At 62.9% G+C, this 13,271-nt stretch carries 14 protein-coding genes and 2 tRNA genes; 10 read left to right on the top strand and 6 right to left on the bottom strand.

Translation table 11 applies throughout. The features are described 5' to 3' along the window. Positions 1-85 precede the first annotated feature (85 nt). Positions 86-403, top strand: coding sequence for a YkgJ family cysteine cluster protein (locus R3355_RS11465; RefSeq protein ID WP_318949783.1), 318 nt, complete (start codon positions 86-88; stop codon positions 401-403). Positions 404-466: 63 nt separating this feature from the next. Here the strand turns inward: R3355_RS11465 and R3355_RS11460 are convergent, their stop codons facing one another. The 6 genes from R3355_RS11460 to hemA all read right to left on the bottom strand — a co-directional run bounded on the left by R3355_RS11460 (position 467) and on the right by hemA (position 6,109). Then, positions 467-982, bottom strand: a complete 516-nt coding sequence (locus tag R3355_RS11460; protein WP_318961291.1) for an acyloxyacyl hydrolase — start codon at positions 980-982, stop codon at positions 467-469. Between the two features lie 114 nt (positions 983-1,096). Next, positions 1,097-1,885 carry a glutamate racemase gene (murI, locus tag R3355_RS11455; RefSeq protein WP_318961290.1) on the bottom strand — a complete coding sequence of 263 codons (789 nt, stop codon included), beginning with the start codon at positions 1,883-1,885 and terminating at the stop codon, positions 1,097-1,099. After that, a complete protein-coding gene (locus R3355_RS11450; protein ID WP_318961289.1) occupies positions 1,875-2,636 on the bottom strand; it encodes a molybdopterin-synthase adenylyltransferase MoeB in 762 nt (253 codons plus the stop codon). The genes murI and R3355_RS11450 overlap by 11 nt, the downstream gene beginning before the upstream one ends. Positions 2,637-2,717: 81 nt before the next feature. Continuing rightward, positions 2,718-3,545, bottom strand: coding sequence for a peptide chain release factor N(5)-glutamine methyltransferase (gene prmC, locus R3355_RS11445; protein WP_318961288.1), 828 nt, complete (start codon positions 3,543-3,545; stop codon positions 2,718-2,720). Between the two features lie 191 nt (positions 3,546-3,736). Then, positions 3,737-4,819 (bottom strand): peptide chain release factor 1, encoded by a 1,083-nt coding sequence (gene prfA, locus R3355_RS11440; RefSeq protein ID WP_318949778.1) that lies wholly within the window; start codon positions 4,817-4,819, stop codon positions 3,737-3,739. A 9-nt stretch (positions 4,820-4,828) separates the two neighbouring features. Beyond that, positions 4,829-6,109, bottom strand: coding sequence for a glutamyl-tRNA reductase (hemA, locus tag R3355_RS11435; RefSeq protein ID WP_318961287.1), 1,281 nt, complete (start codon positions 6,107-6,109; stop codon positions 4,829-4,831). 187 nt (positions 6,110-6,296) lie between these two features. Between hemA and R3355_RS11430 the strand changes: the two genes are divergently transcribed. The 9 genes from R3355_RS11430 (at position 6,297) to ychF (ending at position 13,253) form a co-directional block, all read left to right on the top strand. Next, on the top strand, positions 6,297-8,027 hold the full coding sequence (locus tag R3355_RS11430; RefSeq protein WP_318961286.1) for a tetratricopeptide repeat protein: 1,731 nt from the start codon (positions 6,297-6,299) through the stop codon (positions 8,025-8,027). Beyond that, positions 8,027-8,644, top strand: coding sequence for a lipoprotein insertase outer membrane protein LolB (lolB, locus tag R3355_RS11425; RefSeq protein ID WP_318961285.1), 618 nt, complete (start codon positions 8,027-8,029; stop codon positions 8,642-8,644). Before R3355_RS11430 ends, lolB begins: the two co-directional genes overlap by 1 nt. Continuing rightward, complete coding sequence (ispE, locus tag R3355_RS11420; protein WP_318961284.1) at positions 8,641-9,516, top strand: 4-(cytidine 5'-diphospho)-2-C-methyl-D-erythritol kinase; 876 nt, start codon at positions 8,641-8,643, stop codon at positions 9,514-9,516. The genes lolB and ispE overlap by 4 nt, the downstream gene beginning before the upstream one ends. Positions 9,517-9,534: 18 nt before the next feature. After that, positions 9,535-9,609 (top strand) — tRNA-Gln (locus R3355_RS11415). Between the two features lie 55 nt (positions 9,610-9,664). Continuing rightward, a tRNA-Gln gene (locus R3355_RS11410) sits at positions 9,665-9,739 on the top strand. A gap of 46 nt (positions 9,740-9,785) precedes the next feature. Further along, positions 9,786-10,727 carry a ribose-phosphate pyrophosphokinase gene (locus R3355_RS11405; RefSeq protein WP_090505108.1) on the top strand — a complete coding sequence of 314 codons (942 nt, stop codon included), beginning with the start codon at positions 9,786-9,788 and terminating at the stop codon, positions 10,725-10,727. Between the two features lie 115 nt (positions 10,728-10,842). Next, positions 10,843-11,475 (top strand): 50S ribosomal protein L25/general stress protein Ctc, encoded by a 633-nt coding sequence (locus R3355_RS11400; RefSeq protein ID WP_318961283.1) that lies wholly within the window; start codon positions 10,843-10,845, stop codon positions 11,473-11,475. 69 nt (positions 11,476-11,544) lie between these two features. After that, a complete protein-coding gene (pth, locus tag R3355_RS11395) occupies positions 11,545-12,135 on the top strand; it encodes an aminoacyl-tRNA hydrolase (RefSeq protein ID WP_318950990.1) in 591 nt (196 codons plus the stop codon). 20 nt (positions 12,136-12,155) lie between these two features. Beyond that, positions 12,156-13,253, top strand: a complete 1,098-nt coding sequence (gene ychF, locus R3355_RS11390; protein ID WP_318950989.1) for a redox-regulated ATPase YchF — start codon at positions 12,156-12,158, stop codon at positions 13,251-13,253. Positions 13,254-13,271 lie beyond the last annotated feature (18 nt).

Below are 13,271 nucleotides of genomic sequence, written 5' to 3'. Positions count from 1 at the left end.
TGCACATTCATCGGTGCGCACGGCGCACCCTGCTTTGGTCGGCCGGATACAATGCGGCCCCGCGCCTGGCGTACACTGCACCGCTATGACCGAACCAACCCAGATCCCCCTCAGCCAATTGCCCAGCGAAGCCGCCGTCAGTTGCAGCAACTGCGCCGCCTGCTGCTGCCAGCTGGAAGTCATGCTGATCACCGACACCGGGGTGCCGCCGCGCTTTATCGCCACCGACGACTGGGGCGGTGAAGTCATGCATCGCCTGGATGACGGCTGGTGTGCGGCGCTGGATCGCGACACGATGCGCTGCACCATCTACGAGGTGCGCCCGCTGATCTGCCGCGAATTCGAGACCGCCTCCCCCGAATGCCTGGACGAACGCCGCGGCATGACCAGCATCTATCGCTGAAGTGGGCTTATTTGAAGGAACAAAAAAAATCGGCCCACAGGCCGATTTTTTCTTTGCCGCGCCCTAGAAACTCAAGCGGTAATGCAGGGTGTAGGCCTCGATGCCACCGTTCGGCTCCTTCAGCCCGGCATTGGAGTAGTGCAGCGCGCGCAGGCCAACTTCCTGATCGGCGAAGCGCAGGCCAACGCCGAGGCGATCCTCGAACTGGAAGGACGAGCCCAGGTTGCTGCCTTCCAGCTCGGTGCTGGAGAAGAAGGCCAGGCCGACTCCAGCCTCGATGTAGGGCCGCACGTTGTCCCCGCTGAACTCATAGACGAACACCGGACTGAACGACAGGCTGTGGTTGCTCGCCGTCTTGTCGCCTTCCCAGTAGGTATAGCCGGCATCCCAGTAGCCACCCAGGTGGCCGGTAGAGCTTTCCATCCAGCGGTGGCTGAAGTCGACTTGAGTGCCCAGCCGATAGACCATGGTCGATTCGTCGGACTGGCCGATGGCGAAGGTCACATCGGCGGCTTGCGCTGCACCAACCGCGCCCAGGGTCAAGGCCGCCAGCGCAGCCGCAGAAAACAGCTTAGTCATGGGAATATCCTTTTTTATTCGGTGGAAGGCGCTCCACCCTTCGCTGCTGGAAGTATAGAAATTTTTGTTCCTAGTGAAAGGCTGGAAAGAAATAAAAGTCCAGCCTTGCCCCAGTCACAGCGCCCTGACTGGTGCCGGCTCACCCCACAACCGCGGTAATACTGCCTGCATGCGCAGCGGTTCGGCGCTCGACCAGAAGCGCGCCGCCTGCGCCGGCCCATCGGCCAGCAACTGGCGCTCGCCGAGTATACGTCGCAATTGCCGCGCAACCGCCGCGCCGGTGTCGATCAGGCTGACGGCTTCAGGCAGCAACTCGCGCAACAGCGGTTTGATAAAGGGGTAGTGGGTACAACCGAGGATCAGCGTGTCGCAGCCCTCGGCCAGCAGCGGTTGCACCCAGCCGCGCAGTATGTCGCGGGTCTGCGCACCATCCAGGTCGCCGGCCTCGATACGCTCGACCAGTCCCGGGCAAGGCTGGGTAATCACCCGCACATCGCTGGCGAAGCGGTCGAGCAAGGCGGCGAACCTGGCGCTCTTCAGGGTGCCGGTGGTGGCCAGCACCCCGACCACCCCCGAGCGGGTCGCGGCGGCGGCCGGCTTGACCGCCGGTTCCATGCCGACGATCGGTAACTGCGGATACAGCTCGCGCAATTCGGCGACACCCGCCGCGGTGGCGGTGTTGCAGGCCAGCACCAGCGCCTTGGCGCCTTGCCCGAGGAGAAATCCGGCCAGCAGCCGGCAGCGCTCGCGGATGAATTCCGGGCTCTTCTCGCCATAAGGCACATGACCGCTGTCGGCTATATAGAGCAGCGACTCATTGGGCAGCAGCGCGCGAATCTCGCCCAGCACCGACAGACCGCCGACGCCGGAATCGAACACGCCGATGGGCGCGTCATTGCTCATGGCCGGCACCGCCACAGACGCTGCACGCCGGGTCACGCTTGACCCGCAGCTCACGAAAACGCGAACCCAGCGCATCGATCAGGAGCAAGCGGCCGACCAGCGGCTCACCGAACTGGGCCAGCAATTTCAGGGCTTCCAGGGCCTGCAGGCTACCGACCAGGCCCACCAGCGGGCCGACCACGCCAGCCTCGCTGCAGGTCAGTTCGGCTTCGCTGCCGTGGCCGTACAGGCAGTGATAGCAGGGGCTGTCGGCACGCCGTGGATCGAATACCGAAAGCTGCCCCTCCAGGCGAATCGCCGCGCCGCTGACCAGCGGCTTGCACGCCGCCACGCAGGCGGCGTTGACCGCCACGCGGGTGGCGAAGTTGTCCGAGCAGTCCAGCACCAGATCCACCGCAGCCACGGCGGCGGCCAGGGAATCGTCGTCCAGCGCCTGGCGATGGCTGTGCAGACGCAGCTGCGGATTGATCGCCAGCAGGCGTCGCGAGGCCGAATCGACCTTGCTCTGGCCGATGCTCTGGGTGTCATGGACGATCTGCCGCTGCAGGTTGGTCAGGTCCACCGTGTCGAAATCCGCCAGGTGCAATTCGCCAACCCCGGCCGCGGCCAGATACAGCGCCACCGGCGAGCCCAGCCCGCCCAGGCCGACGATCAGCGCGCGGCTGTGCTTGAGGCGCAACTGGCCGTCGATATCGATCTGTTGCACCAGGATCTGCCGGCTGTAGCGCAGCAATTCTTCGTCAGTCAGCATCGTTGCCTGCCTTTGTAGGCGCGGCCCATGGCCGCGGAAAAATCACAGGGAGTTCGCGGTCATGGACCGCCCCCACGAACATCATGCCCATTGTCCCAGGCTGATACGTTCGTGGCCGCCGAGGTCATGGCGGCTTTCCACCGCCGTGAAGCCCCGCGCCATCAGCAGCTCGCGCACCGCCGCCGCCTGATCGAAGCCGTGCTCCAGCAGCAGCCAGCCCGCCGCGTCGAGATAGGCCGGCGCCTGTCCGATGATCAGACGAATATCGTCCAAACCGTCCTCGCCCGCCACCAGCGCGCTGCTCGGTTCGAAGCGCAGATCGCCTTCGCCCAGATGATGATCGCCAGCGGCGATATACGGCGGGTTGCTGACGATCAGCTGATAACGCTGACCGGCCAGCGCGGCAAACCAGTGACTCTGGCAAAAACGCGCATTGGCCAGCTTGAGTCGCGCGCGATTGCGCTCGGCCAGGGCCACCGCCTGCGGCACCCGGTCGACGCCGGTGACCTGCCAGGCCGGCCTTTCGCTGGCCAGGGCCAGGGCAATAGCGCCGGTGCCGGTGCCCAGATCGAGCACGGCCGCAGGCGTGGCCGGAATCAGGGTCAATGCGCTTTCCACCAGCACCTCGGTGTCCGGCCGGGGAATCAGGGTGTGCGCCGCGACGTCCAGCTCCAGGCTCCAGAAGCCCTGGCGGCCGAGAATATGCGCCACCGGCTCGCCGGCCTGGCGCCGCGCCAGGTCGGCGGCAAAGCGCGCGCCCTGCTCGGCGTCGACTTCACGCTCGGGCCAGGTGTGCAGGTAGCTGCGCGACTTGCCCAGGGCGTGGCCGAGCAGCAGTTCGGCATCCAGCCGCGGCGTCGGCGAGTCGGGCAGTTCGGCGTTGTTGAGCAAGGATTCGATGGTGGCCATGTTTCTCTCGTAGGGTGGATCGGGGCGCGTAGCTCGCGCTGTATCGATCCACCGTGCGGGCTCCTGGTGGATGAAAAAGCGTCATCCACCCTACGTACTGGCGAATACCGCTCCCCTCTCCCTAACCCTCTCCCCAAAGGGGCGAGGGGATCAATCGGTGCACGCCGTGCAATCGCATCATGCCGGTGCCATCAATCGCCCAACGCGGCCAACTGGTCGGCCTGGTATTCCGCCAGCAGCGGCTCGATCACCGCGTCGACACCACCGGCCATCACTTCATTGAGCGAATACAGGGTCAGGTTTATGCGGTGATCGGTGACCCGGCCCTGGGGGAAGTTGTAGGTGCGAATGCGTTCGGAACGGTCGCCGGAGCCCACCAGCAATTTGCGCGTATCGGAAATCTCCTTGTGCGCGGCGGCGTCCTGCTGGTCCTTCAGTTTTGCCGCCAGCCAGGCCATGGCCCGTGCGCGATTCTTGTGCTGGGAGCGCTCTTCCTGGCACTCGACCACGGTACCGGTGGGAATGTGGGTGATGCGGATCGCCGAGTCGGTGGTGTTGACGTGCTGACCGCCGGCACCGGAAGAGCGGTAGGTGTCGATGCGCAAATCGGCCGGATTGATGTCGATATCGGCCTGCTCATCCGGCTCGGGCAACACCGCCACGGTGCACGCCGAGGTGTGGATGCGGCCCTGGGATTCGGTCTCGGGCACGCGCTGTACGCGGTGGGCGCCGGACTCGAACTTGAGCTTGCCATAGACATTGTCGCCTTCGACCCGGGCGATCACTTCCTTGTAGCCGCCGTGCTCGCCTTCGCTGGCCGAGAGAATCTCGACCCGCCAGCCGCGCCGTTCGGCATAGCGCGAATACATGCGAAACAGGTCGCCGGAGAAGATCGCCGCCTCGTCGCCACCGGTGCCGGCGCGCACTTCGAGAAACACGTTGCGGCCGTCGCGGGGGTCTTTTGGCAACAGCATGCGCTGCAGGTTTTCTTCCAGTTCGATCAGTTTCTCTTTGGCCTCGGCGACTTCTTCCTCGGCCATTTCACGCATGTCCGGGTCGCTGTCCTTGAGCAGCGCCTGGGCGCCCTCGAGATCGGCCTGCACCTTGCGAAACGCCCGAAACGCGCTGTTAACCGGCTCGATCTCGGCATATTCGCGGGAGTAAGCCCGGAACTGGTTCTGATTGCCGATCACTTCGGCATCGCCAAGCAGCGCAGTCAGCTCTTCGAAGCGGTCCTGCAGCATGTCGAGTTTATTGATCAGTGACGCTTTCATTGCAGGCCTTTATTTATTCACCGAACTGGACGGCGCGCCCTCATCGAGGGCAAAGAGTTCCTGGGCCACGCCGAGCGCATCGACGCGGCCATCGGCAGAGAGTTTTTTCAGCTGCACGCTGGGCGCATGCAACAGTTTGTTGGTCAGCCCGCGTGCCAGTTGCACCAGCACCTCCTCGGCCGAACTGCCGTTATTGAGCAGACGCATGGCCTTGGCCAATTCTTCATCACGCAGGCGCTCGCCCTGCTGGCGATAGGCCTTGAGCACATCCACCGCGGCCAGTTCACGCAGGCGCAGCATGAAGGTCTCGGCTCCCGCGGCGACCAGTTCCTCGGCCGCCTGCGCGGCGCCCTGGCGGCTTTTCAGGTTCTCCGCGATCACTTCATGCAGGTCGTCGACGGTATACAGGTAGACGTCGTCGAGCTCGCCGACCTCGGCCTCGATATCGCGCGGCACGGCGATGTCGACCATGAAGATCGGCTTGTGCTTGCGCTTTTTCAGTGCCCGCTCGACCGCGCCCTTGCCGAGAATCGGCAACTGGCTGGCGGTGGAGCTGATGACGATATCGCTGTTGATCAATTCGTCCGGAATTTCCGAGAGCAGCACCGCATGCGCACCGAACTGCTCGGCCAGGCTGCTGGCGCGCTCCAGGGTGCGGTTGGCCACGACGATGCGCTTGACCCCCTGCTCGTGCAGGTGTCGCGCCACCAGGCTGATAGTCTCGCCGGCACCGATCAGCAGCGCCTGGCTACGGTGCAGGTCGCTGAAGATCTGCTTGGCCAGGCTCACCGCGGCAAACGCCACCGACACCGGGTTCTCGCCGATAGCGGTATCGGTGCGCACGGTTTTGGCGGTGCTGAAGGTGGCCTGGAACAGGCGCCCGAGCAGCGGACCGACGGTGCCGGCCTCGCGGGCCACGGCATAGGCGGACTTCATCTGGCCGAGAATCTGCGGCTCGCCCAATACCATCGAATCCAGCCCCGAGGCCACGCGCATCATGTGGCGCACCGCGGCATCGTCCTCGAGCACGTAGGCACAGGCACGCAGCTCGTCGAGATTGAGTTTGTGGTACTCGGCCAGCCAGACCAGCACCCCCTCGACAGTCAGCACGTCCTGTTCGAGGTACAGCTCACTGCGGTTGCAGGTCGACAGAATCGCCGCCTCACGGCTGGCCGTGCACTGGCAGAGCTGCTGCAAGGCCTCGACCAACTGCTCCGGAGAAAAAGCCACGCGTTCGCGTACAGCCACCGAGGCGGTTTTATGGTTGATACCGAGGGCAATAAAGGCCATGCAGAGTCGCTGACAGGAAGATAAGCGCGCAATTGTCCTACTTCGACAGAGTGAGAACAACCACCGCCGAATATTGTCTTAGCAGACACCACGCAGCTATCGAGACTCGCCCCATGGGCTTGCCCTACGGCTTGTGTCATGATGCCCCGACCGCAGGTTAGTCGCCGTTCTCTCTATGATTGTCTCTATGAATAGATCATTCGCGTTGCTGGCCGCCCTTGCTTTGTTAGGCGGTTGCCAGACATTTATCGCCCCCGTATCAGATGGCACACCGCCAGTGGAAGAGGCCCCCGCCGGAGCAGAAGCGCCGAAGCCCGAGGTCTATGCCTCGTTCAGCCAGGAAACCCTGCTCGCGTTGCTCACCGCCGAACTGGCCGGGCAGCGCAACCGCTTCGATATCGCCATCGGCAACTACGTGCAGCAGGCCCAGGCGACCCAGGACGCCGGCGTGGCCGAGCGCGGTTTCCGCATTGCCGAATACCTCGGCGCCGAACAAGCCGCGCTGGATACTGCGCTGATCTGGGCGAAAAATGCCCCCGACAACCTCGACGCCCAGCGTGCCGCCGCCATTCAGCTGGCCCGCGCCGGCCGCTATGACGAATCCATGACCTACATGGAGCAGGTGCTGCAACGCAAAGGCGACACCCACTTCGATTTTCTCGCCCTGTCCGCCCTCGAAACCGATGCGGATACCCGCGCCGGCCTGCTGCAAAGCTTCGATCGCCTACAGAGCAAGTACCCGGACAATGGCCAGCTGCTATTCGGCAAAGCCTTGCTGCTGCAGCAGGACGATCGCCCGCAAGAGGCGCTCGAACTGCTCGAAGCACAATCGGCCAAGCAGGACGAAATCAGTCCATTGCTGCTCCACGTGCGCCTGCTGCAAGGCCTCGATCGCGGCGATGAGGCCCTGCCGCTGTTGCAAAAAGGCATCAGCCTGCACCCCGACGACAAACGCCTGCGCCTGACCTATGCCCGCTTGCTGGTCGAGCAGGACCGCATGGACGACGCCAAAGGCGAGTTCAGCGCGCTGCTGCAACAGTTCCCCCAGGACGACGACCTGCGGTTCTCGCTTGCCCTGGTCTGCCTGGAAGCCGAAGCCTGGCGCGAGGCCATCGTCTACCTCGAAGAGCTGGTCGAACGCGACAGCCACGTCGATGCTGCCCACTACAACCTGGCGCGCGCCTACGAAGCCCTTGGCGAAAAGGACAGCGCCCTGATCGAATATGCCCTGGTCGGCCCCGGCAACGACTTCCTCCCGGCCCAGGCGCGCCAGGCGCAGCTGCTGTTCGACAGCAAGCGCTCGGCAGAAGCCTCGCAACGCCTGAGCCAGGCCCGTACGGCACAGCCCGACTATGCCATCCAGCTCTACCTGATCGAAGCGGAAGCCCTGGCCAGCAACAGTCAGCACGGACAAGCCTGGCAAGTGGTGCAGCAAGCGCTGGAGCAATTCCCCGACGACCTCAACCTGCTCTATACCCGCGCCATGCTCGCCGAAAAACGCGATGACCTGGACCTGCTGGAGCAGGATTTGCGCTTCATCCTCGAACGCGAGCCGGATAACAGCATGGCGCTCAACGCGCTGGGCTACACCCTGGCCGACCGCACCACGCGCTACGACGAAGCCAAGGAGCTGATCGAACAAGCCCTGCGACTCGACCCGCAAGACCCGGCGATTCTCGACAGCCTAGGCTGGGTCAACTACCGCCTGGGCAATCTCGACGAAGCCGAACGCCTGCTGCGCCAGGCGCTGAAACGCTTCCCCGACCACGAAGTCGCCGCCCACCTCGGCGAAGTACTCTGGGCCCAGGGCAAGCAGCGTGAAGCACGTAAAATCTGGGCCAACGCCCTCAAACAACAACCTGACAGCACTGTATTGCGCAGCACCCTGCTGCGCCTGACCGGATCAGAGACGTTTTGATGCTTGTTCGCCAGCTCCTCGTATTCAGTTTGATAGCCCTGCTCGCCGGTTGCGCCGGGCTGACCTCCCGTGAAGCCCTCGAGGGCGAAGGCAGCCCGGCACTCTGGCAAAGCCACAAACAACAGATCGGCAGCCTCGACGCCTGGCAAATCAGTGGCAAGGTCGGCATTCGTGCCCCACAGGATTCCGGCAGCGGCACCCTGTTCTGGCTGCAGCGCCAGGACTACTACGACATTCGCCTGTCCGGCCCGCTCGGCCGTGGCGCCGCGCGCCTGACCGGACGCCCAGGCGCCATCCAACTGGAAGTGGCCAACCAGGGCCGCTACCAGGCCACCTCGCCCGAACAACTGTTGCAGCAACAGCTGGGCCTCAACCTGCCGGTCTCGCACCTGCTGTGGTGGATTCGCGGCCTTCCCGCGCCGGACAGCAAGAGCCGCCTGACCCTGGACGGCGACAGCCGCCTGGCGCAACTGAGCCAAGCCGGCTGGCAGGTCGAGTACCTGCGCTACGCCGAGCAGGACGGCTACTGGCTACCAGAGCGCCTCAAGCTGAGCGGTCACGACCTGCAAATCACCCTGGTGATCAAGGACTGGCAACCGCGCCAGCTCGGCCAATGACCCCGCCGGCAATACCCGCAGCGGCCGAACTGGTTCTGCCGGCACCGGCCAAACTCAACCTGATGCTGCATATCCTCGGCCGTCGCGCCGATGGCTATCATGAGCTGCAGACCCTGTTCCAGTTTCTCGACTTCGGCGACGAGCTGGGTTTTGCCGTGCGCGCAGACGGCGCCATCCGCCTGCACAGCGACCTCCCCGGCGTGGACCACGACAGCAACCTGATCGTGCGCGCCGCCCGCGCCCTGCAACAACAGGCGGGCTGCGTGCTGGGTGCCGACATCTGGCTGAGCAAACGCCTGCCCCTGGGCGGCGGCATCGGCGGCGGCAGCTCGGATGCGGCAACCACCCTGCTCGGCCTCAACCACCTCTGGCAGCTGCACTGGGATGAAGATCGCCTGGCCAGCCTGGGCCTGAGCCTGGGGGCCGACGTACCGGTTTTCGTTCGCGGTCGCGCCGCCTTTGCCGAAGGCATTGGCGAAAAACTCACCCCGGTGACCCTCAGCGAACCCTGGTTTCTCGTGGCAATTCCGCAAGTCCTTGTCAGCACTGTGGAAGTTTTCTCCGACCCTGAGTTGACACGGGATACGCCGCCCATTAAAGTTCGCAGCCTTCTTGAGGGGGGCAGTCGTAATGACTGTCAGCCAGTCGTCGAGAAGCGTTACCCAGAAGTACGTAATGCGCTGATCTTATTGAATAAATTTGTATCGGCAAAACTGACTGGAACTGGAGCTTGTGTGTTTGGGAGCTTCCCAAACAGGGTCGATGCTGATAAAGTCGCCCGCCAACTTCCAGCCACTCTGCCAAGTTTTGTGGCACAAGGTCGTAACATCTCGATGTTGCACCGCGAGCTTGAAGTTTTGGCAAAGAAGTGAATGAGTAGCATCGGTTACAGGGGCGTCGCCAAGCGGTAAGGCAGCAGGTTTTGATCCTGCCATGCGTTGGTTCGAATCCAGCCGCCCCTGCCATTACTGCCTCAGGGCAGCGATAAACCGACAAGCAGCATTGGGTTACACACGATACAGGGGCGTCGCCAAGCGGTAAGGCAGCAGGTTTTGATCCTGCCATGCGTTGGTTCGAATCCAGCCGCCCCTGCCATTTTCTATACTCATCCAGGTATACCCTCAGCCGGCAGGTACTGCGCGTGTCCAAGATGATGGTCTTTACGGGGAACGCTAACCCCGATCTGGCGCGACGTATCGTACGTCAGCTGCACATCCCCCTCGGCGATGCTTCTGTCGGAAAATTCTCCGACGGCGAGATCATGATTGAAATCAACGAAAACGTCCGCGGTAAAGACGTATTCCTGATTCAGCCGACGTGCGCGCCAACCAACGACAACCTGATGGAACTGGTAGTGATGGCCGACGCCTTCCGCCGCTCCTCAGCCACCCGAATCACTGCTGTCATCCCCTACTTCGGCTATGCCCGCCAGGATCGCCGCCCGCGCTCCGCCCGCGTGGCAATCAGCGCCAAAGTCGTGGCCGACATGCTCACCGTAGTAGGCATCGACCGGGTTCTTACCGTCGACCTGCACGCGGATCAGATTCAGGGCTTCTTCGATATCCCGGTAGATAACATCTACGGTTCGCCAGTATTGGTGGACGATATCGAAGACCAGCGCTTCGACAACATGATGATCGTCTCCCCGGATATCGGCGGTGTGGTGCGTGCGCGTGCCGTCGCCAAATCCCTGGGTGTTGACCTGGCGATCATCGACAAGCGTCGCGAGAAAGCCAACCAGTCCGAAGTGATGCACATCATCGGCGACGTGGAAGGCCGTACCTGCATCCTGGTCGACGACATGGTGGATACCGCCGGCACCCTGTGCCACGCGGCCAAAGCGCTGAAAGAACATGGCGCCGCCAAGGTCTTCGCCTATTGCACCCACCCGGTACTCTCGGGCCGTGCGATCGAAAACATCGAAAACTCCGTACTCGACGAGCTGGTGGTGACCAACACCATTCCGCTGTCCGCCGCCGCGCAATCCTGTTCGCGTATTCGCCAACTGGATATCGCCCCGGTAGTCGCTGAAGCGGTACGCCGTATCAGCAATGAAGAATCGATCAGCGCGATGTTCCGCTAACCCGGAAGTCGCCCTGAACGCGAAACGCCCTACTGTGTTGGTGGGGCTTATTACCTAACCGTCCGGTCGCTGGTCGCAAGCGTGAAGGGCGGTTTGGTTATTTTGGAGAAGTGAAATGACTGTTGAATTTGCCTTGAATGCCGAAGTGCGTTCCGACCTGGGGAAAGGTGCGAGCCGCCGCCTGCGTCGTAACGTTGCCATGGTTCCCGCGGTCATCTACGGTGGCGAAAAAGCCCCGCAGTCGATCAGCCTGCTGGCCAAAGAACTGGCCAAGCTGCTGGAGAACGAAGCCTCGTTCAGCCACGTACTGACCCTGAACGTCGCCGGCAGCAACGAAAGCGTCCTGATCAAAGCCCTGCAGCGTCACCCGGCCAAAGGCTACGTGATGCACGCCGACTTCATCCGCGTGATCGCCGGCCAGAAACTGACCGCCCACGTCCCCCTGCACTTCCTCAACCAGGAAACCGCAGTTGGCGTGAAGACCCAAGGTGGCGAAGTTTCCCACACCCTGGCTGAAGTTGAAGTTTCCTGCCTGCCGAAAGACCTGCCGGAATTCATCGAAGTCGACATGGCTGCCGTTGAAATCGGTCAGATCCTTCACCTGTCCGACCTGACCCTGCCGAAAGGCGTTGAACTGGTTGCACTGGCTCATGGCAACGACCTGGCAGTGGCTAACATCCACGCTTCGCGCGTAGTCAAAGACGTAGTAGAAGGCGAAGAAGAAGAAGGCGAAGGCGCTGCCGAGTAAGTCTCGCACCGCCGGAAACCAGCCCTGACGCATTAGCGGCTGGGCTATTTCCACGAAAGGGCTCCTGACATGACTGCCGTACAACTGATCGTCGGCCTGGGCAACCCAGGCCCCGAATACGACCAGACCCGGCATAATGCAGGGGCCCTTTTCGTTGAGCGCCTGGCTAGCAACCAGGGCGTCAACCTAAGCGCTGATCGCAAATATTTCGGCCTGGTGGGCAAGTTCAGCCATCAGGGTCGCGACGTTCGCCTGCTGATCCCCACCACCTTCATGAACCGCAGCGGCCAGTCCGTAGCGGCGCTGGCGAATTTCTTCCGCATTCCGCCGGAAGCCATTCTGGTGGCCCACGACGAACTCGACATGCTCCCCGGCGTCGCCAAACTCAAACAAGGTGGCGGGCACGGCGGGCATAACGGCCTGCGCGACATCATCGCCCAGCTCGGCAACCAGAATAACTTTCACCGCCTGCGGCTCGGCATCGGCCACCCGGGGCACAGCAGCATGGTGTCCAACTTCGTCCTCAGCCGCGCCCCGCGCAGCGAGCAGGAACTGCTCGACACCAGCATCGACTTCGCTCTCGGCGTACTGCCGGAGATGCTCGCTGGCGACTGGAACAAAGCGATGCTCAAGCTGCACAGCCAGAAAGCCACCTCTTAACTCTCCGCGAGGGATACACCATGGGATTCAATTGCGGCATCGTCGGCCTGCCCAACGTCGGCAAGTCCACCCTGTTCAATGCCCTTACCAAAGCCGGCATCAGCGCGGAGAACTTCCCCTTCTGCACCATCGAGCCGAACACGGGCATCGTGCCGATGCCCGACGCACGCCTGGAAGCCCTGGCCGCCATCGTCAAGCCCGAGCGCGTGCTGCCGACCACCATGGAATTCGTCGACATCGCCGGCCTGGTGGCCGGCGCCTCCAAGGGTGAAGGACTGGGCAACAAATTCCTCGCCAACATCCGCGAGACCGACGCCATCGCCCACGTGGTGCGCTGCTTCCAGGACGAGAACGTGATCCACGTCTCCAACAGCGTCGACCCCAAGCGCGACATCGAGATCATCGACCTGGAGCTTATCTTCGCCGACCTCGACAGCCTCGAGAAACAGCTGCAGAAGGTCACCCGCAACGCCAAGGGCGGTGACAAGGAAGCCGTGGCGCAAAAGGCCCTGATGGAAAAACTGATCCCGCACTTCAGCGAAGGCAAGCCGGCGCGCACCCTGCTCAAGACCCTGAGCGACGACGACAAGCAGCTGATCAAGAGCTTTCACTTGCTGACCGTCAAGCCGGTAATGTACATCGCCAACGTCGCCGAAGACGGCTTCGACAACAACCCCCTGCTCGACGTGGTGCGTACCATCGCCGATGCCGAGGGCGCCATCGTGGTACCGATCTGCAATAAACTGGAAGCCGAAATTGGCGAACTGGAAGACGACGAGAAAGCCGAATTCCTCGCCGACCTGGGCATGGAAGAACCAGGCCTCAATCGGGTGATCCGCGCCGGCTACGAACTGCTCAACCTGCAGACCTACTTCACCGCCGGGGTGAAGGAAGTCCGCGCCTGGACCGTACGCATCGGCGCTACCGCTCCCCAGGCCGCCGCGGTGATCCACACCGACTTCGAAAAAGGCTTTATCCGCGCCGAAGTCATCGCCTACGACGACTTCATCCAGTTCAAGGGTGAAGCTGGCGCCAAGGAAGCGGGCAAATGGCGCCTGGAAGGCAAGGAGTACATCGTCAAGGACGGCGACGTCATGCACTTCCGCTTCAACGTCTAAGCGCGACGCCGGATGCCG

The sequence above is a fragment of the Pseudomonas sp. genome, assembly GCF_033723075.1.
In the GTDB taxonomy this organism is placed as follows: domain Bacteria; phylum Pseudomonadota; class Gammaproteobacteria; order Pseudomonadales; family Pseudomonadaceae; genus Aquipseudomonas.
Note: the sequence above shows the minus strand (reverse complement) of the source record. Positions and strands in the feature narration are given on the sequence as shown.

Excerpts from the sequence above, each read along its gene's own strand:
- R3355_RS11465 (WP_318949783.1), top strand. The coding sequence starts at position 86 with ATGACCGAACCAACCCAGATCCCCCTCAGCCAATTGCCCAGCGAAGCC.
- R3355_RS11460 (WP_318961291.1), bottom strand. The coding sequence starts at position 982 with ATGACTAAGCTGTTTTCTGCGGCTGCGCTGGCGGCCTTGACCCTGGGC.
- murI (WP_318961290.1), bottom strand. The coding sequence starts at position 1,885 with ATGAGCAATGACGCGCCCATCGGCGTGTTCGATTCCGGCGTCGGCGGT.
- R3355_RS11450 (WP_318961289.1), bottom strand. The coding sequence starts at position 2,636 with ATGCTGACTGACGAAGAATTGCTGCGCTACAGCCGGCAGATCCTGGTG.
- prmC (WP_318961288.1), bottom strand. The coding sequence starts at position 3,545 with ATGGCCACCATCGAATCCTTGCTCAACAACGCCGAACTGCCCGACTCG.
- prfA (WP_318949778.1), bottom strand. The coding sequence starts at position 4,819 with ATGAAAGCGTCACTGATCAATAAACTCGACATGCTGCAGGACCGCTTC.
- hemA (WP_318961287.1), bottom strand. The coding sequence starts at position 6,109 with ATGGCCTTTATTGCCCTCGGTATCAACCATAAAACCGCCTCGGTGGCT.
- R3355_RS11430 (WP_318961286.1), top strand. The coding sequence starts at position 6,297 with ATGAATAGATCATTCGCGTTGCTGGCCGCCCTTGCTTTGTTAGGCGGT.
- lolB (WP_318961285.1), top strand. The coding sequence starts at position 8,027 with ATGCTTGTTCGCCAGCTCCTCGTATTCAGTTTGATAGCCCTGCTCGCC.
- ispE (WP_318961284.1), top strand. The coding sequence starts at position 8,641 with ATGACCCCGCCGGCAATACCCGCAGCGGCCGAACTGGTTCTGCCGGCA.
- R3355_RS11400 (WP_318961283.1), top strand. The coding sequence starts at position 10,843 with ATGACTGTTGAATTTGCCTTGAATGCCGAAGTGCGTTCCGACCTGGGG.
- pth (WP_318950990.1), top strand. The coding sequence starts at position 11,545 with ATGACTGCCGTACAACTGATCGTCGGCCTGGGCAACCCAGGCCCCGAA.
- ychF (WP_318950989.1), top strand. The coding sequence starts at position 12,156 with ATGGGATTCAATTGCGGCATCGTCGGCCTGCCCAACGTCGGCAAGTCC.